Source organism: Massilimicrobiota sp. An134 (genome assembly GCF_002160815.1).
Lineage (GTDB): Bacteria > Bacillota_I > Bacilli_A > Erysipelotrichales > Coprobacillaceae > Allocoprobacillus > Allocoprobacillus merdigallinarum.
In genome coordinates, this window is record NZ_NFLH01000003.1 from 39550 (window position 1) to 61122 (window position 21573).

The following is a 21573-nucleotide window of genomic DNA, read 5'->3' on the forward strand; positions in this document are numbered from 1 at the left end:
ATGAGATAATTTCATTGAGGTGAAAATATGGATGATTTATTACAATTAGAAAAGGACTTATCTTTTCAGTCTTTCGATCATGAAGATGCCTATATTTTAGGACAGATGCTTGTTGAAAAAGTGAAACAAGATCATCTCAAAAACATTCGTATCCGTATTGTTTTGCATCATGATATTGTTTTTCAATACCTGATGAATGGAAAAACAGGTGATGAATGGCTGAATCGTAAACAAAAAACAGTTGAAACATTTGGTCATTCCTCATATTATATCTGGGCTCAGAATGAACAAACACATCAATATAACCATTATCTCCAAGATTCCCAGTTTGCGATATGTGGTGGTGGTTTTCCATTAATGGTCCAAAATCAAAGAATAGGATGTTGTATTGTTTCAGGATTAGAACATGATCAAGATCATCAAATCATCGTCCATTGTCTACAAAAATTAAAAAGAAAGAAGGAGCAATCATGAAATTAGGAATTTTAGGAACCGGAATGATTGTCAAAGATTTAATGACAACTTACTCAAAGTTCGATATTAAAAAAACATATTTACTGGCAACGACACAAACTCAACAAGAAGCTGAAGAATTATGTCAAAAGTTTCACTTAGATCAAATCTTTTATGACTATGATCAATTATTAGACAGTGATATTGATACAGTCTATATAGCATTACCTAATCATTTGCATTATGGTTTTGCGAAAAAAGCGATATTAAAAGGAAAGCATGTGATTATCGAAAAGCCTATTTGTGCCAATGCCCATGAATTACAGGATTTAATTGCTTTAAGTCATGAACATCATATCATCATTTTAGAAGCTATGAATATCCATTATTTACCAGCCTATCAATCTTTAAAAACACATTTATCCAAATTAGGACAAATCAAAATCTTAAACTTTAATTATAGTCAGTATTCATCACGTTATGACGCTTTTAAAGAAGGTCGTATTTTACCTGCTTTTGATTATCATAAAGCTGGTGGTGCTTTAATGGATTTAAATGTTTATAACTTACATGCTATTATAGGGTTGATGGGACAGCCTGAAAATCAGCACTACTTTGCTAATATTGAAAAAGGTATTGATACAAGTGGTATTATGGTTTTAGAGTATCCTCATTTAAAAGCGATTTCTATTGGAGCTAAAGACTGTAAAGCGCCTATTACTTCAACTCTTCAGGGAGATCAGGGCGTTATTGTGATTGATAAACCTATGAATCAGATGACTGAATATACATTCATTGATAATAAAGGACATCAGACAAAATATGAATTCCCTCAAGATCAGCATCGTTTATATTATGAATTTGAAGAATTTATCAGAATCATTAATGAAAAAGATTTTGAAAAAGCACAAGCCATGATAGGATTAAGTTTACAGGTTGCTCAAGTTATGGAAAAAGGTAGGCAACAGGAAGGAGTTATTTTTGACAATGATCAACAATAAATTAGTATTAGGTTATATTGGAAATGGGAAAAGTGCCAATCGTTACCATATTCCATTTGTTTTACAAAGACAGAACAAATTTATGATGAAAAAGATTTTTGATATTCACGTTCGTCATGATATATGGAAGGCCATTGATGGTGTAGAATATTGTGAAGATGTCAATGCATTACTACAAGATCCTGACATTGATATGATTGTTGTGTGTACAACACATCATTTTCATTACAATTATGCCAAAATGGTACTAGAAGCAGGTAAGCACTGTTTAGTAGAAAAACCATTTATGGAAAATTCAAAGCAGGCAAGAGAAATCTTTGATTTAGCGAATCAAAAAGGACTTTATTGTTCTGCATATCAAAACAGACGTTATGACAGTGATTTTTTAACTGTTCAAAAAGTCATTGAAAGTGGAAAATTAGGTGATTTATTAGAATTAGAAATGCATTTTGATTATTATCGTCCTGAAGTTCCAGAAAATGTTGATCACTTTGATCCGGCCCATTCTTACTTATATGGTCATGGATGTCATACTTTAGATCAAGTGATTTCTTATTTTGGTCGACCTGCTCATGTTCATTATGATGTCAGACAATTGCTTGGTGAAGGAAGAATGAATGATTATTTTGATTTAGATCTTTATTATGGGACTTTAAAAGTTTCTGTCAAATCAAGTTATTTTAGAATCAAAGAAAGACCAAGTTTTATTGTTTATGGAAAAAAAGGAATGTTTGTCAAACAAACAAAAGATCGTCAGGAAGAACATCTGAAATTATTCTATATGCCTGATCATGAAGATTTTGGAAAGGATACTCCTGCACATTATGGTGTATTAACATATGCAGATGATCAAGGTCAATATCACGAAGAAAAAGTTCCTAGTGTTGATGGTGATTATGCGAGAGTTTATGATGGTATCTATGATTGTATAGTCAATGGAAAACCGCAAATCATTACACATGAACAAACCCTTTTACAAATGGAAATGTTAGAAAAAGGAGTTCAAAATTTAAAATAAAAGAGATTTCCTATTGTGAAATCTCTTTTTATGATTGTCTATTGTCTATAGACTTTTTCTGCTTTTTATACAACAAGGAATAAAGAATACTCAAAACATATTGAAAAGATATCTGCGAATAAAATGTAGCTATTTTTTCATTTTTTTCTTTATGAGGAATCAATATATGATAGCGACTGTATTTAAATAGAATATCATCATGATTAGAGGTAATTGTGATGATAGGCACATGATTATATAATAATATTCTAAGCGATTCACGATAAACATCCTGCTTAGAATAAGTGATAAATAAGGCCACATCTTGAGGTGTAGCAGCCTTAGAAAAAGAAACTTCTTCTTTATTTTCTGTTGCGATATAAAAGAATTTCCCTATTTTGATGAGTTTATTAGTAAAACCCATAGCAGTAATCTTGGAATCTCCAGTCGCATAAATAAAGACTCTTTGACTACGATCAAGTAAATCCACAATTTTTTCGAGTTCATCTATATCTAACTGACTATTAATCAAGTCAATACTTTCCTTATAGACATGCGCTAAGCTATTAATAATCTGCCATGTCGGTTCATCACTTTGAAAAGGAAATGAAAAATCAATATCCTGCCTGACATATTTTAAAGACTCCATATAACGCATAAAGTCTATTTTAAAATCACGAAAGCCTTTATAGCCTAGTTTTCTACATAGTCTAATAATACTTGCATTCGAAGAAAAAGTTACCTGTGCCAATTCTTTAATCGTCATGAGGATGACAGCCTGTGGATTTTCTTTGATGTAATGGACAATCTCTAATTCATTTTTTGTAAATAAAGTTTCATTGTCTAACAAATCAATGATATTCATAGCCTTCACTCCCTTTTTCCCATTATAACATGCCTCTTTTCTTTTTGATAAGTCCTTTCAAAATAATAAACATGTTTTATTCATTCGCATACATTCTTAGGACGCTTTGTATTTTCAAATATATATAAACATGATATAATGCACAAAAAAGGAGGAAGTTTATGCATCATCTTGCTTGTCCTAAATGTCATGAACCACTTATTCTCGATGGTAAAAGTTATCGTTGTCAAAATGGTCATTGTTATGATCTTGCGAAACAAAAATATATCAATCTCTTATTAAATCCAGATAAAGCCACAAATAATCCTGGTGATAATAAAGAAAGTCTTCTATGTCGTCAACATCATTTAAATAAAGGTTACTATGATGGTATTTTAAATGAAGTTATGCACTGTCTAACAAAATATACATCTTCTCCACGTCAATTATTAGATTTAGGATGTGGTGAAGGCTATTATACATATCGTATCAAAGAACTATTAAATGATGATTCAACGATTTATGGTTTAGATATTTCTAAAATTGGTATTCAAATGGCTACAAAATATACTAAAGATATTTATTGGATTGTAGGTAATTCTAAAAACATTCCTATTGATGATCATTCTTTGGATGTTATAACAGCTTTATTTACGGTTGTTAATGCACAGGAAATAGAACGTTGTCTAAAGAAAAATGGCTATATCATTCATGTTACAGCTAATCCTTATCATCTTGTGGAATTCAAAGAACTGATTTATGATGAAATTAAAATCAAATCTGATCAGCATATACGTTTACCTTTTTCAGTTGTTGAAAGTTATGATTATAAACAGACCATTCATTTACAGACAAAAGAAGATACACTCAATCTTTTACAAATGACACCACATTTTTATCATATTAAAAAAGAACGTCGTCATGTTTTAGATACTTTAGGTGAATTTGATGTGACTATTGATATTCGTATAACAGTTTATCAAGTCTCATGAAATATCAGATTCGTCACTCTTATTTAACACTCTTTATTGATTCACCTATATCCATCATTGATTTATTTCAACAGTTTCATTTATCTAAAAAAACAATTCATCTTATGAAACAAAATAAATCATATCTTGTCAACAATCGTTATGTTTCACCTTCAACAGTATTAGTCAAAGGTGATCAATTGACATTCAAAGCTTTTCAAGAAGATGATGGGATGTATCCACCCGTATATGAAGATTTAGATATTGTTTATGAAGATGAGTTTTTATTGATTGTGAATAAACCACCTTTTCTTCAAGTCTTTCCAGCTAAACCAGATGATACAAATTCTTTGGCGCACCGTGTCAGTGGTTATTATCATCAACAGGGTTATAATCTTCCCGTTCGCTTTATTCATCGTTTAGACTATGAAACAAGTGGATTAATGATTTTTGTGAAATGTGCATTTGTACAGCCTTTATTAGATTATCAATTGTCTATGAAAGACATTCATCGTCATTATTTGGCTATTGTTGAGGGAAATTTTCATGATCATCAATGGCATACCATTGATAAACCGATTGGTAAAGACCGTCACCATCAACAACGCATGATTGTGCATCCTCATGGTAAAAAGGCATGTACACATTATCGTTGCCTTTCCAGCAAGAATCATCTTTCTTTGATAGAATGTGTTTTAGATAGTGGCAGAAAACACCAGATTAGAGTCCATATGTCTGCTATTGGACATCCTATTTTATCAGATCAACTTTATGGTCACTCTTCTGCCCTGTTGAATCATCAAGCGTTGCACGCTTATCAAATAGAATGCATTCATCCTATTACCAAAGAAAAACTGACCTTCACTTGTCAGCCTCCATCAGATATGTTGAAACTTATAAAAAAAATGGATCCTCAATTTTGAGGATTCTTTTTTATACTGACCATTTTCATAACATTCTTTTCATTTATATCAAATAAAATATGAGCATCTATTTCACGACGTATACCACAATCAGAAAACACAATCCATTCTCCATCACAACTATGTTTATACCCTGTGATACAAACCCAATGCCAATTAGCATCTTCAAGTTCTTTGGCCTGATGAGATAAAATCAGTAAGCTTACTGGATTACCTTCATCTATACTCTTTTCAACAAAGTTCATAGCCTGCCAATAACTTTTAGACTGTTTCATGTAAACAGGTTTCAAGAACACCTGCTTTTCTTGCATCATCTGACAAAATGTTCTTGCAAATTTATATAAAAATGGATAACCCATTTTTCCTGGAGTAAAGCGTTGAAACATCTGATTCATAATTTCTAAAAATTCTGACTTTGACATTTGTGTGATAGATAAATAATATGTATAAAGATGACTTGCTAAAACACTGGCACAACCAGCCTTTTTGGCCCAATCATCTAAAAACCAGTCCTGATTACCACCATAGCCAATACATTGACCGTTTTCATAAATATGAATCATATCCAATTCTTTTTTCATATTTGATCCTCCTCGACATTATTGTAACATACCCACAAAATATTGTATAATGATTCCAATGTCTTAAAGATGGGAGGAATTTTTTTGGCAACAAATTTCACTGAAATCATTAAAAATCAATCTGTACTTTCAAATAAACAAAAAATCAATATTATTATTCAATTAAGTATTCCAACGATTTTATCACAAGTTTCTTCTATTTTAATGCAATATATTGATGCTGCCATGGTTGGACATCTCGGTCCTGATGCTTCAGCTTCAATTGGAATTGTATCAACCAGCAGTTGGCTTTTAAGTGGTCTATGTAGTGCTATGGCAACCAGTTTTGCGGTTCAGGTGGCACAACTCATTGGAGCAAGTCAATATGAAAAAGCACGTCGTACTTTCAAAACCGCGCTTATCACATCCCTCATTTTTTCTTGTATATTATTAATCATCGGTGTGCTTGTCAATCAAAGTTTATTAACATGGTTAGGTGCTGATCCAGCTATTTTTGATAATGCTTCTGCCTATTTTCTTGTTTTCACATTAAGTTTACCTATTTTACAATTAAATAGTTTATGCAGTTCCATGTTACAATGTAGTGGTAATATGAAAATACCGAGTTTACTCAATGCTTCCATGTGTGGATTAGATGTGATTTATAATCTTATTTTCATTCATTACTTTGGTGTTGTGGGAGCAGCCATTGGAACAGCGCTTGCCCAGTTGACAGTCTGTTTTATCAATCTCTGGTATACAACTTGTCATTCTTCTCTATTAAAATTCCAAAATCATGAAAAGTTCTATCTTGAAAAAGAAACATTGAAAAATGCTTTTCAGATTGGAACACCCTTAGCTTTTGAACATATAGCCATTTGTGGTGCCATGGTGATGTCTACAAAGATTATTGCCCCTTTAGGAACAATTGCAATTGCTGCTCATTCCTTTGCGATCACTGCTGAAAGCTTATGTTATATGCCTGGATATGGACTGGAAGCTGCCGCAACCACATTAGTTGGTCAATGCATGGGTGCTCAAAGAAAAGAACTTGCAAAGTCCTTTTCCAATTTAACTGTTGCCTTTGGTGCTATCATCATGGGAATCATTGCGATTGTTATGTTTGTCATTTCACCATTTGTTTTTCAAATCTTAACTCCAGATGCGCAGACCCAACAGCTGGCTACAGAAGTTTTACGAATTGAACTTTTTGCCGAACCACTCTATGGTGTTTCCATTGTAGCTTCTGGTGCCTTGCGTGGAGCTGGAGATACACTTATACCAAGCTTACTCAATCTTTTGAGTATTTGGGGTGTTCGTTTATCTCTATCCGTTCTTTTTGTTCAAACTATGGGATTACATGGAGTTTGGCTGGCTATGTGCATTGAATTATGTGTCAGAGGTTTATTGCTTCTCTATCGTCAACAACGTGGTCAATGGTTAGAAAAATCACTATAAAAGACATCATAAATCATATTTTATTCTTTCTGTTTTGTAAAAAAGAAAAAGTTGCTATAAAGCAACTTATTTCCTGTTTGTATTCTTACGGGAAAACGAATACGATTATAGATATTTGGGACATGCTTATCATATCATAAATTTTATAAAAATGTTTTCATATTATGAAAATTATCTATCACGAAAATAAATTTCTATCGTAAAATAAACCTCATCTTCCTGACTTCTTCCTTCAACAATATAACGATGACCATTTTCAGCCATAAAAAGTTTAACTTTTTCTAATGGTCTAATTTCTTTACGATATTGAATATTCAAATCACTGATATAACACTGATGATGTTTATCAAAATCAATGAAATCCAATGCCCACTCAACATAGCGTGTATTGTTCATATGCTGATTAATATCGACATCACTATATAGAACTTTTCTTTCTGTCATATATTGGAATTCCATATCTTTTTGAATAGCTGGTGGTAATTCTAATAAATGCTCCAAAGGCGCTTCTGGAAAGGTAATCCCTATTTTTTGTGGTGAAACCATTCTTCTTTTTTGAATATCTAATAATGTCCAAACAGAAGAACATGTGCCAATCAGACGATTATCTTTTTTAATATAATAATATCTTGGAAAACTCACATATGTTCCTTTCGAAATCGTTGTTGATAATTCAATACGATCTTGATAATGAATAGGTTCATCTAAATGAAGATACTGTTTAGCCACAACCCATCCATATTTTGACATCATATCATAATTCCATACACCTAACTTCATAGCGCTCTCTGTTGCAATTTGAGCAAAACGATTTAAAAGATGATGAAAGAAATATTCTCCCATATCATCAACTTCATTAATTTCAATAACACGTGTTTCATAACTCTTTAAATCTTCCATATTTTCACTTCCCTAGTGTCTATTATAATAAAAATTCATAAAGATTTCACATATTTTCATTTTTTTCTAGGCGAAAAGCAAAATTATATGTATAATAGAGAAGTATGAAAGGAAGTTTAATTTATGCAGGAAATTTTTTCATTAGTTCTATCGTTTGTTTTAATAATTATTTTTCTTTGGTTTACATATTCTATCGCTAACATTATTGTTACGTTTTTTCGTTGTCGTAAACAAGATCATTCTTTACAGCTTTGTTTAAATACTGGTGGTCTTATTTTTTATGTAATTTTAACTATCATTTATTTGATTGCGGTTATTGGTGGTATTATTGCTGTTGTATATGGAATCATCACTTCTCGTTCATCATTTTTCCATAATGGATTAAATGCAGCAGCACTATTAACAGTTGTTTATGCTTATTTTCTTTCAACAATTGTGTTAGTAGGTCGTAAAAACTTAATGGTAGGAAGAATGCTGATAGATTATCGTAAACTGAAAAAAGTGAATTTCACTTATAACAATAAAGTTACATTTGTTTATGCTCAAAAAGATTATAGTTTCCCAACACGTTTTGTTGATAAGACAAAATTAAGAAAAATGATTTCTCGATAAAATAAAAACACGAAGCTCGTGTTTTTATTTTTGTATTTCAAACTGACTATAATATAAATGGTGATAAAAGCCATGCTTTTTCAATAACTCTTCATGTTTTCCCTGTTCAATAATTTGTCCATGATTCATGACAAGAATCTGATCAGCTTTTTGGATAGTTGATAAACGATGTGCAACAATAAAGGTTGTACGTCCTTCCATCATTAAATCAAACGCTTCTTGAATTTGCTTTTCAGTACGTGTATCAATTGAACTTGTCGCTTCATCTAAAATCAACATTGGTGGTTTAACTAACATAATACGCGCAATGCATAATAACTGTTTTTGCCCTTGTGATAGATTTCCACCTTCTTCGCTAATCATTGTATCATAGCCATCTTTTAACTGAATAATAAATTTATGTGCATGAGCTTTTTGGGCTGCTTCTATAATTTCCTGATCAGTTGCCTCTTTTTTCCCATAAGCAATATTATCCTTAATACTTCCTTGAAATAACCAAGAATCTTGTAAAACCATTCCATATAGACTTCTGACATAATCACTGCTCATATCCTGAATATCAATGCCATCAATGCATATTTGACCATGTTGTGGCTGATAAAATTTCATTAATAAATTAATAAAAGTTGTTTTTCCACATCCTGTTGGTCCTACAATTGCAATGGTTTGCCCTGGTTTTGCTTCCACATTGAAATCTTCTATGAATGGTTCATCATCTCGATAAGAAAAACTGAGGTGTTGAATCTGGACATGTCCTTGAATATGCGAAAGTGTTTTCGTTGGACCCTGTTTAGGACTTGAATCTATATCTAATAAATGAAAAACTCTTGAAGCACAAGCCAATGCTGTTTGTAATTCGGTAAAGACATTAGAAATTTCATTAAAAGGTTTTGTATACTGATTGGCATAACTTAAAAAACTTGATAAAGCTCCTACACTCATAGAGCCACCAATCACATATAAAGATCCTGCAATACAGACACTGGCATAAACAATATTGTTGACAACTCTTGTACTCGGATTGGCTAATGCTCCTAAAAACTGTGATTTAACACCACTGATATAAACACGCTGATTGATTTCTTCAAAACGCTCCTGATTTGTTTGTTCATAACCATAAGCCTTGACAACTTTAACACCGCCAATCATTTCTTCTACATAAGCACCAAGTTCTCCTCTTAAAGCCAGTTGTTCTTGAAAATACTTATATGTCTTATTGGCAATAATTGTTGCTACAACCAATGATAAAGGTGTTAAAACAATCACAATCAATGCAACTGTTGTTTGAATATATAACATAAAACAAATCGTTCCAATAATAGTCGCAATCCCATTAAATAAATGTGTAAATCCCTGTAAAAGACCATCACCAATTAAATCTATATCATTAACCATACGACTTAACAGATCACCATGAGCATGACTATCAATATAACTTAAAGGCAATGTTTCATATTTTTCAAATAATTGATCACGTAAATCTTTTGTAATCGCATATGTCATACGATTAGATAATCTCACTACCAGCCAATCAAAAATTTCCGCAATCAGAACACTTCCCAATATCCAAAGCATTTTTTGAAATAACAAATCAAACGCCACAAGTCCCTGTCCAATAATATGATCAACAGCCTGTCCAATAAAAACAGGTGTCAACAATGTAAAAACAATCTGTCCTGATGAACATAATAAAGCACAATATAAATATTTCATATACGGGCGACAAAATGATAATAAACGCTTCATTGTTTTGATATCCATTTATGCCACCTCCTTAGACATTTGTGATGTGACAATTTGTTGATATATTTCACAAGTTTTCATCAACTCATCATGTTTTCCCATTCCCACTAATTCACCATGACTCAAAACAAGAATCTTATCAGCATGCATAATTGCACTGACACGTTGAGAAACAATAATTGTTGTTTGAGGAAGTGTGGCAATGGCTTTTCTTAAAGCAGCATCAGTCGCAAAATCCAATGCACTGGCACTATCATCTAATATAAGAAGTTCAGGATTTCTCACCAATGCTCTGGCAATCGTTAAACGTTGTTTTTGTCCACCAGAAAGATTATATCCACCTTGTGTAATATGACTATAAATGCCATCTTTCCACTCATCTACAAATGATGCCTGTGCCAAATGCAAGGCCTGTTTGACTTCATCATCGCTAGCATTTTCTTTAGCCAAACAGATATTTTCTTTAATCGTTCCTGTAAAGAGCGTAGCCTGTTGTGGAACCAAGCCAATCATCTGTCTTAAAGAAAATAAAGAATAATCTTGAATAGGTCTGTTCTTGATATAAATTTGTCCTTGCGTCGCTTCATAGAAACGAGGAATCAGATGGATGAGAGTTGATTTTCCCGAACCAGTCCCACCAATGATTCCAATTGTTTCTCCCTGATGAATAGAAAAAGATAGATCATGCAATGCATGGCTACCCTGATATGAAAAACTGACATGATCAAATGTCACCAATGGACCTTCTTGATTATCAATAAGACATTTTCCATCCTGAATAGCTGGTTGAATAGCTAAAACTTCCTGTACACGTTTATAACAAGCTGTTGCTTTATTATAAATGACTATCACATTAGCAAATGCAAACATTGATAATAGAATTTGATTCATGTAATTGATTAATGCTATTACTTCTCCCTGGGTTAAATGTCCCGCATTGACCTGTAAACCACCTGCATACAAAATGACCAAAATAGCACAGTTGACAATCACACTGGTACTTGGATTTAAAAGTGCAGAAAGTTTTCCAACCTGTATTTGCATGTTTTTTTGTTTTTGAGTTGCCTGTTGAAAACGTTCTTTTTCTTGTTTCTGTTTAGAAAAAGCGCGAATCACACGAATACCTGCTAAATTCTCACGACAAATCAATGATACATGATCCAGTTGTTTTTGAATTTTTAAATAAAGGGGCAGGGATTTTGACATCACTCCATATATTGCTAAAGCGAGTATTGGTGCTGCACAAATAAAAATCAAAGCAATCGGTACTGAAATACGAAAAGCCATGACTAATGAACCTAAAATTAAAAATGGTGAACGTGATGCCAAACGAATCGTCATCGCAACTGCCAACTGTAATTGATTCGTATCATTAGTGATACGTGTCATTAATGATGGAATTCCAATTTCATCTATATTTTCATAATCATAAGCATGAATCGCTTTAAACATATCATTTCTTAAATAAGTTCCAAATCCCTGAGATGTTTTTGAGGCAAAATACTGACACACCAAAGCACAAGCATATCCTAATAAAGCTAATACTAATAATAAAAGGCCTCGCTGTAAAATGTATTGTTGATCTTGATGTAAGATTCCATAATCAATAATATCTGCCACAACAATAGGTACAATCAATTCAAAAAAAGCTTCTATCAATTTAAAGAAGAAACCAATAACAGCTTCTTTACGATACGGTTTTAAATATTTCATCCACATGCTTTTATCATTCCTTTTCTTGATTTATTATAACGAAAATTGTATTATATGTATAATATATATAAAATATAATTGGTATACTTTTAGGATATGGTGATTCAATGGATATTAAACAGATGATTTATTTTAAAACAATTGTAGAAGAAGGAACAATTTCTAAAGCAGCGAAAACTTTACATATGGCACAACCCCCTTTATCTATGCAACTGAAACAATTAGAAGAAGAACTCGGTGTGACTTTATTAAAACGTGGACATCGAAAAATAGAATTGACTCAAGCTGGAAAAGTCCTTTATAAAAGAAGCTTGCAGATGATTTCTTTAAACGAGATGACATTTCATGAAATCCAGGATATGCAAAATGAAGTTTTAAGAATTGGGATCACATCTTCTAATTCCAATGTTCTTCCAAGTTGTTTAGCTCAAAATCAAAATCTAGCCCATGTTTCTTTTCGTATCTATGAAGGAAGCACTTATGAAATCATAGACTTATTAATGGCACATCATATTGATTTAGGTATTGTGCGTACCCCTTTTGATCAAAGCCAACTGCATTGTCAGGCGTTTTTAAAGGATCCTATGGTCGCCGTTGGTATTCCTGAACTTTTACATTCCAACATGACACATATGTCAGACTATCAAAATAAACCATTAATTATTCATCAGCGTTATTTATCACTTATTACTGATTATTGCCTGAATCTTCATTTTCATCCTTATATTAAAATTACATGTGATGATTCAAGGACATCTTTACAATGGGCTCAAGCTGGTTTGGGTATTGCGATTGTGCCACAAAATATCCTTACTTTCTATCCAGACTCCAAACTGAACCATGTAATCCTTGAAGATGAAGTTTTAAAAACAGATTTAACATTGATTACACGTCCTCATGAAGTCTTAAATACGTCTTTGCAGACACTTATTGAATTATTTGCGAATCAGCAGAAAGGATAATATTTATGCAACTATCTCAATTCCCTCAATTTGAAATTATCATTTTACATCTATTGAAACAACAAGATTTTTCTGGTGAACACATTTATCAGATTTTAAATAAACACTTTCAAATTATTGAAGGAGATATTCTCATTTCACTTTTCTTTCTTCAAGATACACATCTTATTTCAAGCTATTCATTAGAAAACATTGTTTTCTATCATATTGAAGATCCTGGTCTTGTCAGATATACAACATTAAAAAGAGAATATCAAAATATTCATCAATCTATGGAGGCATTATTTCAAAATGAAAAAACAAAAATTCAATAATAAAAATACCAAAAAATATTATCATCAATTATATACAACATTTCCATTACACAATGTCCAAGAAAAAAAGTTTCTCACATTCTTCAAAACAAGATTACATGAATATGAGCGACAATATCCTGATTGTTCCTATCAGGATTATATATATCATTTTGGACTACCTGAAGATATTGTCATTGATTTTTATCATCACTACGATCATCATTATGCTATTACACATATGAAATCTCGTAAAATTCTTCAATATGCTTCTATCATTCTTGTTCCTTTAATAATGGCATGTATTATCTATGTCCTTTATACAACTTATCTTTATTATCAAAATTATATAGAAAGCTATCCTCTTTATCAGGAGGAAATTATCTATGACTATGGTGATATCCCCATGTATGAATAAATACAGGGATATTTTTTTATTTCATATCATTAGAACACAAAAAAAGCCATTGATTTGTCAATGACTTTCATTAAGAAACATGATCTCTTATTTGTTTATCTAAATCAATATTAGGTAATGTAAATCCTCTACCTTTAACACTATGTATTTCACTACCAATAATAAATGCAGTTGGATCAATTTCCATAACCAAATCATTAATAACAGGATACTCTCTGTTATTGACAACACATAATACTGCTTTTTGCTGATCATGGAAATATCCTGTTGTGACATTGACAAAAGTACAACCACGATCTATTTCTTTAAAGATAGCTTCAGCAATTTCTTCATGATGAGCAGAAATCACAAGTACCTGAAGATTTCTTTCCCCAAAGATTGTCACTTTATCTAATACAATAGCTGTAATAAACACTGTGATAATTCCATATAAAATACCTTCAAAGCTCGTAAAGAATGATTGTCCCAGTAAAACAACAACATCAAATAAATAAACACAGACTCCAAGTGAAATATGAAGCTTTTTATTCATAATGATGGGTGGTATATCCATTCCTCCTGTACTATACCCTACTCTAAATACAATTCCACATCCCAGTCCAGTAAATAATCCAGCATAGATGGCTGATAATAACATATCTGAAGTTAAATGCTGAAGTTGTGGAATGGCTTCAAACATTGCTAAAAAGAATGGAAAAATCAAAGAACTCAATATTGTTCCAGCAGCAAACTTCTTACCCAAAACAATAAATCCAAGCAATAACATCACCATATTAATGACAAATACAACAGTTGCATAATTGACTGGAATAAATTCACAAATAATCAAAGCAATCCCTGTTGCTCCTGCAACAATTAAGTTAGATGGAACAGCAAATACAGCGACACCAAAAGCCAGAATTAAATTGCCTAATAACACAAGCAATGTATCACGTACAAGATGTTTTGCCTGATGCATTAGTCATCCTCCTTTACCATTGATTTTAAATAGGCATAAATGCATTCATCCAAATCCCCATCTAAAATAGCTTTAGGATTATTAGATTCATAACCACTACGATTATCTTTGACCATAGAATATGGATGTAAAACATAAGAACGAATCTGACTTCCCCACTCGATAGCCTTTTGTTCCCCTTTAATTTCATTAAGCTCAGAAGCCTGTTTTTCTAACATGAGCTGATATAATTTAGATTTCAGCATAATCATAGCTTGTTCACGGTTTTGAATCTGTGAACGCTGTGATTGACAAGTTACCACAATGTTTGTTGGTAAGTGCGTAATACGAATTGCTGAATCTGTTTTATTAATGTGCTGACCTCCAGCTCCAGAAGCACGATAAGTATCAATACGGATATCATGAGGATCAATCTCAATTTCAATATCATTGTCAAATTCTGGCATGACATCCACAGAAGCAAATGATGTATGACGACGTTTTGACGCATCAAATGGCGAAATACGCACCAGACGATGAACACCTTTTTCAGCTTTTAGATGTCCATAGGCATTATATCCCACAATACGCAAACTGACTGACTTCAATCCTGCTTCTTCTCCATCCAAGTAATCAAGGACTTCAATTTTCCAACCTTTTTTATCAGCATATCTTTGATACATACGCATCAACATGGATGCCCAATCCTGTGATTCTGTTCCTCCAGCACCTGGATGAATTTCCAATAACGCATTATGATGATCATATTCACCTGAAAATAAAAGCGTTTTTTCAAAATCATCCATTTCTTTTTCAAATGTTAAATAATCTTCATCCAAAACAGCTTTAAAGTCTTCATCATCACTCTCTTTGACATATTGATAAGTTTCTTCTAATTCATTTAAAGCTGTTATTAAATGATCATATGTATCAGCTTTCTTTTTCATTTCATTTAATTGATCATATATTTTTCTAGCATGGTCTTGATCATTCCAGAAGTTTTCATCCATTGTTTGAACTGTTAAACCTTCAATTTCTCTTTTTAAACCATCAATATCAATCGAAATAAAGAGTTCATTGAGTAAAGAACGGGCTTTTTCAAGCCCATTCTTCATTTCATATAATTCCATTAATCTGCTTTAAACTCCAATTCTATCTGAACAGCTGGAATTTGTTTTTCCTGTTCACTACCAGGTGCAATACCCATATGAACAATATTTCGTGTAATATCTTGAGAAATTGATTTTGTCATTTCTTCAAACATGTAGAAGGCTTCTTCAGTATATTCTTGAAGTGGATCTCTTTGGGCATAAGCACGTAAATAAATACCATTTCTTAATTTTTGCATAGCATCAATATGATTAATCCATGTATGATCAATAACCCCTAATAAAACTCTTCTTTCATAATCCAATTTCACTTCTGCTGGTAAATCTTTATTAAATCTATTTTGATATTGTAAATAAATCACTTCAGATAAACTTATTGATAATTTCTTTGCATCATGTTCAACTGCTTCTTTATTTTTAGCTGTTAACGTAGCTAATAACATATAGTTTTTAGAAATATAGTTTAATGCTCCATCAACATCCACATTATCTTTTTTACCATCATGTTTTGTAAATTGACGTACTGTATGTTCTACAGCCTGATCAAACATACCTCTTACAATAGGTCCTAAATCTGTTTGTGACATAATATCATCACGTTCTTTGTACATAATTTCACGTTGTTGACGCATCACATCATCATATTGTAATAATTGTTTACGAATATCAAAGTTCTGACCTTCAACACGTTTTTGTGCATTTTCAATAGATTTTGTGACCATCTTACTTTCAATCGCTTCATCTTCTAAGAAAGATCCCATTCTATCTTTCATCTTTTCATTTGCGAATCTTTGCATCAATTCATCTTCAAATGATACAAAGAACAATGAACATCCAGGATCTCCCTGACGACCAGAACGACCTCTTAACTGGTTATCAATACGTCTAGACTCATGTCTTTCACTTCCAATAACCATTAATCCTCCAATTTCAGGAACACCTTCACCAAGTTTAATGTCAGTCCCACGACCAGCCATGTTCGTTGCGATAGTTACAGCTCCCATAACTCCAGCTTTTTCAATAATCAAAGCTTCTTTCGCATGGTTTTTCGCATTTAAGACGTTATGTTTAATACCACGTTTATTTAACATTTTACTTAATAATTCTGATGTTTCTACTGAAACTGTCCCTAATAAGATCGGTTGTCCATAACTATGTCTTTTTTCAACTTCGTCACAAATCGCTTTATATTTAGCAGCCTGTTTAGCGAAAACCAAATCTGATTTATCATCTCTAATAACTGGTTTATTCGTTGGAATTTCTACAACACGCATATTGTAGATTGTTCTGAATTCTTCTTCTTCTGTTTTTGCAGTTCCTGTCATCCCCGCTAATTTATTGAATAAACGGAAGAAATTTTGGTAAGTAATTGTCGCTAATGTCACTGTTTCCTCTTTAATCGGAACTCCTTCTTTAGCTTCAAGTGCCTGATGCAACCCATCACTATATGCACGACCTGGCATCACACGACCAGTAAACTGATCAATAATCATAATGCTGGCATTTCTGATATCATGGCTTCCATCTTCAGTTGCAATCATATATTCTACATTCAAACTCATTGTATAGTTAGCTTTTAATGCCTGATTGATATGATGCACCAAAGCTGTATGCTCAGGATCATATAAATTTTTAATCTTAAAAGCTTTTTCTGCTTTAGAAATACCTTCAGCAGTTAAAGCAACAGTTTTACTTTCAATATCAACTTCATAATCTTTATCTTCACGTAAAGATTTGACAAACTTATCAGCTTGAATATATAAAGCTGCGGTATTTTTCTTACCACCAGAAATAATCAATGGTGTTCTTGATTCATCAATTAAGATAGAGTCAACTTCATCAACCAATGCAAAATTTAATGGTCTTAAAACTTTATCTTCTAATCTTGTCACCATATTATCTCTTAGATAGTCAAATCCAAGTTCAGCATTTGTTGTATACGTAATATCACAAGCATGTTGTGCACGTTTTTCTTCTTTAGATAACTCTCTTTTATTTAACCCAACAGTTAAACCTAAAAATTCATACACTTTTCCATTGTCTGTTTTATCACGTTCAGCTAAATAATCATTAACTGTCACAACATGAACACCTTGTCCAGTTAAAGCATTTAAATAAACTGGGAAAATAGATGTTAATGTTTTTCCTTCTCCAGTTTTCATTTCTGCAATATCACCATTATGAAGTGAAATAGCTCCCATAAGCTGAACTTTAAATGCTTTTAATCCTAAACGTCTAAATGCAGCTTCACGAACAGTCGCAAAAGCCTCAATTAATAAATCATCTAAAGTTTCACCATTTTGTAGACGTTCTTTAAAAAGATCAGTCTGATGAGCTAATTCTTCATCACTCATTGCCTGATAACGAGGCTCTAAGTCCATAATTTGTAGTGCCTGCTTTTCTAACTTCTTTAATATTTTATTATCTTGTGAAAAAGCCTTTTTAATAGAACCTAAAAAACCTTTCTTTTCCTTTTGTGGTGTTGTATTAAATTCAATCGGTTGTGATGGTTTTTTCACCACATCATCAAATGTTTCTACAACAACATCTTCATCTAAATCATCGTTTAAATCCACGATTTCGGCATTAGGATTCAATCCAAGTTCTTCTAATTCTTTGGCTTCTTTCTTTTTTAATTGCTTTCTAATTTCTTGTTTTTTACTTGCCATGAATAAATCTCCTTTCATGCATACTGAAACATTTCACATTATAGCATATAATCTTAAGAAAACAAAGTAAATATCATGTAAAATTCATGAACAAAAACAAAAAGAGATATGCTTTCTACATATCTCAATTTCATCAAATTTTTACAACATGTCTGGCTTGCAAACCACGTTCTGTTGAATAAAGCTCAAACTCTACCAGTTCACCTTCATTTAAAGATTTATATCCATCTTGTATAATTTGACTATAATGAACAAAAACATCTTTTCCTTCACCACGATCAATGAACCCAAATCCTTTTTCAGCATTAAACCATTTTACTTTACCTTGCATATTCACAACTCCTTTACTTCATGGTTGTGTCTATTATAAATGATTGATTTTAAAAAAGAACGCAGATCCTGTCGATGAATTTTATTTTTCTTTCTATCAAAGTTTATCTTTTTTATAGTCATTTCCCTGGAAATTATATTTTTTTAGCGAATAAAGTTTGTATGAACTGTTTCTTCTTTTTCTGGCAATCCTAGCTGCTTTTTACCTAACTGAATACTTTTGATAAGAAAAGCCATATTCTTACCTAAAGTACGCATCGTTTGTAATCCTTCCAAATCTTGTTGGACTTCTTCAGGTGTATTGCCGTGCACCATATTCCAATATTGACTAGAAACAATTGGCATTTGAGAAATTGTAAAGTATTTATTCAATTCATCAAAAGTAGCTGTTGTTCCAGCACGTCTGGCACTGACAACGGCCGCTCCAACTTTCATTGTTTTATCTGCCAAAGTACTATAGAATAAACGATCTAGAAAAGAAATCAGAGTGCCATTAGCACTGGCATAATACACAGGACTGCCAATGACAATACCATCACTTTCAGCAAATTTCTTTGCGACTACATTGACTTCATCATCAAAAACACATTGTCCATTTGTTTTGCATTGACGACAACCAATACAACCACGAATATCTTTTTGACCAACTTGAATGATCTCTGTTTCAATACCTTCCTGTTCTAATGTTTTTGCAACCTCATTTAATGCTGTATAAGTACAACCTCTTGGACGAGGACTACCATTAATTAAAAGAACTTTCATTGTTTTCATCTCCTATTCTGACTCTATTATAATACTTTTTCCTCATATAGAAAATGATGAAAATGTACACTTCTTTATAAGAAATGTACATTTATATTGTTTGAAAGCTTTTTGTTGATAAGACTAATAATTCGATGCATTGAGGATGGCCTGTCTTAATGAGAGATAGACAAGCTGTTAATGTTGATGATGATGTAATCACATCATCAAAAATTAAAACTTTTTTCCCTTGAAGTTCTTCTGGATGATGAATACCTATTTTATGAACAACATTTTTTCTCTCTTCAAATGATAACCCACTTTGTTTATATGCTTCTTTTTTATATAATCCTGTAAACACATGTTCTGAAAATGTATGGGCTATGGTTTCCATTGGAGCAAAACCACGTTTTTCATTTTCGACTGATGAACTCGGGGCTACTGCTATCAAATATTCATCATATTGTGTTTTGAACTTGGATAAATACGTACAAAGAAACGCATCTTTGAGGGCATAATCATAGAGTCCTTTATACTGATAGAGAAGTGTTCTAAAAAATTCATTGTATTCATAAAGAATCCTTAAAGGATAGTGATGAAAAGTTGTCTGGATATCAAGAACATGAAATTGTGATAAGCAGTTTTGACAAAGCGGTAATGGGCAAAGAAGATGAGCTAAAGATATTTGTTTCAGGAGTGGCGCATGACAAATCAGACACTCATCTGATTGAGATTTTTGATTGTATGAATGCATTGTCTAATAGAGGAGGTATGTTCATTTGATAATATGTAAACATGACCTTGAGGATGAGAAATTTTACGCCCCACGCGTCCTGCTATTTGAATCAGTGTTCTTCGATCAAATAAATCATGTTCACCATGATAAACAATAACCTGTACATCTTCTATTGTGATTCCACGTTCTAATAATGTTGTAGAAACAATCACATCAATATCGCCATTTTTTAAAGCCATCAGATTATCTTGATTATGTTTGTGTATAGATGATACACCACGAACTCTTAAATGTGTATAAGATTGTAATTGACTAGCCAGTTTATCCACATCTTGAACGAGTGGTACAAAAACAATGACTTTCTTTTTCCATTTCTTAAGCAAAAATGAAATCAATAACACTTGTAAACAATGAGGACAAATGATCAGTTGAGGTACTGGAAGATCATAGCCATGGTATCTTCTATTCATAATTAGTAATTCTTCACCATCAATATCCTCTTTGACAAATGTAGCACTTAACTTAACATAATTTCCTATACAACAACGCATAAAAATTTGTTGTAAGACAGGATTGCCATAAAATGGAAAGGCATCCACTTCATCAGCTATCATCAAATGAAATCCACTTTTTTCAAAACGATAAAGCTGGTGCATAGTACATACTATCAATTGCGCATTGATATTTTCAATATGTCCACCATAAACCAGACCAATATCTATTTGATGAAAAGCTTCTTTTATTCTTTGATAAAGCTCTTTAACCAATTCTTTACGTGGAATACAGAAACATACACGATCACCTCTTTGTAAAGCATATTGTATTAATTCAAAAACAATTTCGGTCTTGCCAGATCCACAAACTGCCAAGACTAAGGAATGATAATGATTTTGATAATTGTAAACCAATTGTCTAGATATATCCTGTTGGGATTTTGACAATTCAAAATCAAGAGAATATCTTACTTTTTGTGGAGGAAAACGTGTATGATCTTGAGTATATGGCTCATCTACCCAAACACGATGAAAAGCTATACATTGTCGGCAATAATACTTACCATGAAGCTTATATAAACGTTTGACATTTTGATTATGGCATCTTGGACATTCCACTTTTCATCACCCACCTGTATCATAGCATAGATCTATCATTAAAAATCTCAAGTTTGTCTTCTTTTTTTCTCTGATTTGTTTCATATTTTTT

The 21573-nt window shown here is 32.2% G+C and carries 22 protein-coding genes; 10 read left to right on the forward strand and 12 right to left on the reverse strand.

Annotation, left to right across the window (positions count from 1 at the left end; all coding sequences use genetic code 11):
- Window positions 1–27: 27 nt before the first annotated feature.
- The 3 genes from B5E79_RS02160 to B5E79_RS02170 are packed head-to-tail and all read left to right on the forward strand — an operon-like array spanning window position 28 to window position 2472.
- Window positions 28–474 (forward strand): heme-binding protein, encoded by a 447-nt coding sequence (locus B5E79_RS02160; RefSeq protein ID WP_087296795.1) that lies wholly within the window; start codon window positions 28–30, stop codon window positions 472–474.
- Window positions 471–1454: a Gfo/Idh/MocA family protein gene (locus B5E79_RS02165; RefSeq protein ID WP_087296796.1), complete on the forward strand. Its 984-nt coding sequence runs from the start codon at window positions 471–473 to the stop codon at window positions 1452–1454. The genes B5E79_RS02160 and B5E79_RS02165 overlap by 4 nt, the downstream gene beginning before the upstream one ends.
- Window positions 1441–2472: a Gfo/Idh/MocA family oxidoreductase gene (locus tag B5E79_RS02170; protein WP_087296797.1), complete on the forward strand. Its 1032-nt coding sequence runs from the start codon at window positions 1441–1443 to the stop codon at window positions 2470–2472. Before B5E79_RS02165 ends, B5E79_RS02170 begins: the two co-directional genes overlap by 14 nt.
- Before the next feature lie 28 nt (window positions 2473–2500).
- On the opposite strand, the gene B5E79_RS02175 is transcribed toward B5E79_RS02170, so the two are convergent.
- On the reverse strand, window positions 2501–3316 hold the full coding sequence (locus B5E79_RS02175) for a MurR/RpiR family transcriptional regulator (RefSeq protein ID WP_087296798.1): 816 nt from the start codon (window positions 3314–3316) through the stop codon (window positions 2501–2503).
- A gap of 161 nt (window positions 3317–3477) precedes the next feature.
- Between B5E79_RS02175 and B5E79_RS02180 the strand changes: the two genes are divergently transcribed.
- Both B5E79_RS02180 and B5E79_RS02185 read left to right on the forward strand, forming a co-directional pair.
- On the forward strand, window positions 3478–4287 hold the full coding sequence (locus B5E79_RS02180) for a methyltransferase domain-containing protein (protein WP_087296799.1): 810 nt from the start codon (window positions 3478–3480) through the stop codon (window positions 4285–4287).
- Window positions 4284–5189: an RluA family pseudouridine synthase gene (locus tag B5E79_RS02185; protein WP_087296800.1), complete on the forward strand. Its 906-nt coding sequence runs from the start codon at window positions 4284–4286 to the stop codon at window positions 5187–5189. The genes B5E79_RS02180 and B5E79_RS02185 overlap by 4 nt, the downstream gene beginning before the upstream one ends.
- Here the strand turns inward: B5E79_RS02185 and B5E79_RS02190 are convergent.
- Window positions 5180–5770, reverse strand: coding sequence for a hypothetical protein (locus tag B5E79_RS02190; RefSeq protein ID WP_087296801.1), 591 nt, complete (start codon window positions 5768–5770; stop codon window positions 5180–5182). The two genes, B5E79_RS02185 and B5E79_RS02190, sit on opposite strands and share 10 nt — an antisense overlap.
- Before the next feature lie 84 nt (window positions 5771–5854).
- Here B5E79_RS02190 and B5E79_RS02195 point away from each other — a divergent pair, with 84 nt between their 5' ends.
- The gene (locus B5E79_RS02195; protein ID WP_206393096.1) at window positions 5855–7207 is read left to right on the forward strand and encodes an MATE family efflux transporter; all 1353 of its coding nucleotides are present in this window, start codon (window positions 5855–5857) and stop codon (window positions 7205–7207) included.
- A gap of 171 nt (window positions 7208–7378) precedes the next feature.
- Here B5E79_RS02195 and B5E79_RS02200 read toward each other — a convergent pair whose 3' ends face one another.
- Window positions 7379–8107, reverse strand: coding sequence for an acyl-[acyl-carrier-protein] thioesterase (locus tag B5E79_RS02200; protein WP_087296803.1), 729 nt, complete (start codon window positions 8105–8107; stop codon window positions 7379–7381).
- Window positions 8108–8230: 123 nt separating this feature from the next.
- On the opposite strand from B5E79_RS02200, the gene B5E79_RS02205 reads away from it, so the two are divergent.
- Window positions 8231–8719 carry a hypothetical protein gene (locus tag B5E79_RS02205; protein WP_087296804.1) on the forward strand — a complete coding sequence of 163 codons (489 nt, stop codon included), beginning with the start codon at window positions 8231–8233 and terminating at the stop codon, window positions 8717–8719.
- A gap of 24 nt (window positions 8720–8743) precedes the next feature.
- Here B5E79_RS02205 and B5E79_RS02210 read toward each other — a convergent pair whose 3' ends face one another.
- Both B5E79_RS02210 and B5E79_RS02215 read right to left on the reverse strand, forming a co-directional pair.
- Window positions 8744–10480 (reverse strand): ABC transporter ATP-binding protein, encoded by a 1737-nt coding sequence (locus B5E79_RS02210; protein WP_087296805.1) that lies wholly within the window; start codon window positions 10478–10480, stop codon window positions 8744–8746.
- Complete coding sequence (locus B5E79_RS02215; protein WP_343286448.1) at window positions 10481–12175, reverse strand: ABC transporter ATP-binding protein; 1695 nt, start codon at window positions 12173–12175, stop codon at window positions 10481–10483.
- Window positions 12176–12282: 107 nt separating this feature from the next.
- On the opposite strand from B5E79_RS02215, the gene B5E79_RS02220 reads away from it, so the two are divergent.
- From B5E79_RS02220 to B5E79_RS02230, 3 genes are read left to right on the forward strand one after another with little or no spacing between them, the layout of a single operon-like run.
- Window positions 12283–13137: a LysR family transcriptional regulator gene (locus tag B5E79_RS02220; RefSeq protein ID WP_087296807.1), complete on the forward strand. Its 855-nt coding sequence runs from the start codon at window positions 12283–12285 to the stop codon at window positions 13135–13137.
- A 5-nt stretch (window positions 13138–13142) separates the two neighbouring features.
- Complete coding sequence (locus B5E79_RS02225) at window positions 13143–13451, forward strand: hypothetical protein (RefSeq protein ID WP_087296808.1); 309 nt, start codon at window positions 13143–13145, stop codon at window positions 13449–13451.
- Window positions 13429–13848: a DUF6120 family protein gene (locus tag B5E79_RS02230; RefSeq protein WP_087244135.1), complete on the forward strand. Its 420-nt coding sequence runs from the start codon at window positions 13429–13431 to the stop codon at window positions 13846–13848. The genes B5E79_RS02225 and B5E79_RS02230 overlap by 23 nt, the downstream gene beginning before the upstream one ends.
- A 70-nt stretch (window positions 13849–13918) precedes the next feature.
- Here B5E79_RS02230 and B5E79_RS02235 read toward each other — a convergent pair whose 3' ends face one another.
- The 7 genes from B5E79_RS02235 to B5E79_RS02265 all read right to left on the reverse strand — a co-directional run bounded on the left by B5E79_RS02235 (window position 13919) and on the right by B5E79_RS02265 (window position 21482).
- The gene (locus B5E79_RS02235; RefSeq protein ID WP_087244134.1) at window positions 13919–14806 is read right to left on the reverse strand and encodes a YitT family protein; all 888 of its coding nucleotides are present in this window, start codon (window positions 14804–14806) and stop codon (window positions 13919–13921) included.
- Complete coding sequence (gene prfB / locus B5E79_RS02240) at window positions 14806–15915, reverse strand: peptide chain release factor 2 (RefSeq protein ID WP_087296809.1); 1110 nt, start codon at window positions 15913–15915, stop codon at window positions 14806–14808. Before prfB ends, B5E79_RS02235 begins: the two co-directional genes overlap by 1 nt.
- The gene (secA, locus tag B5E79_RS02245; RefSeq protein WP_087296810.1) at window positions 15915–18563 is read right to left on the reverse strand and encodes a preprotein translocase subunit SecA; all 2649 of its coding nucleotides are present in this window, start codon (window positions 18561–18563) and stop codon (window positions 15915–15917) included. Before secA ends, prfB begins: the two co-directional genes overlap by 1 nt.
- A 133-nt stretch (window positions 18564–18696) precedes the next feature.
- Complete coding sequence (locus B5E79_RS02250) at window positions 18697–18894, reverse strand: cold-shock protein (protein WP_087244131.1); 198 nt, start codon at window positions 18892–18894, stop codon at window positions 18697–18699.
- A gap of 143 nt (window positions 18895–19037) precedes the next feature.
- Window positions 19038–19655 (reverse strand): flavodoxin family protein, encoded by a 618-nt coding sequence (locus B5E79_RS02255; protein WP_087244130.1) that lies wholly within the window; start codon window positions 19653–19655, stop codon window positions 19038–19040.
- 91 nt (window positions 19656–19746) lie between these two features.
- On the reverse strand, window positions 19747–20388 hold the full coding sequence (locus B5E79_RS02260; RefSeq protein WP_087296811.1) for a ComF family protein: 642 nt from the start codon (window positions 20386–20388) through the stop codon (window positions 19747–19749).
- Complete coding sequence (locus B5E79_RS02265) at window positions 20346–21482, reverse strand: helicase-related protein (RefSeq protein WP_087296812.1); 1137 nt, start codon at window positions 21480–21482, stop codon at window positions 20346–20348. Before B5E79_RS02265 ends, B5E79_RS02260 begins: the two co-directional genes overlap by 43 nt.
- Between the last annotated feature and the right edge of the window lie 91 nt (window positions 21483–21573).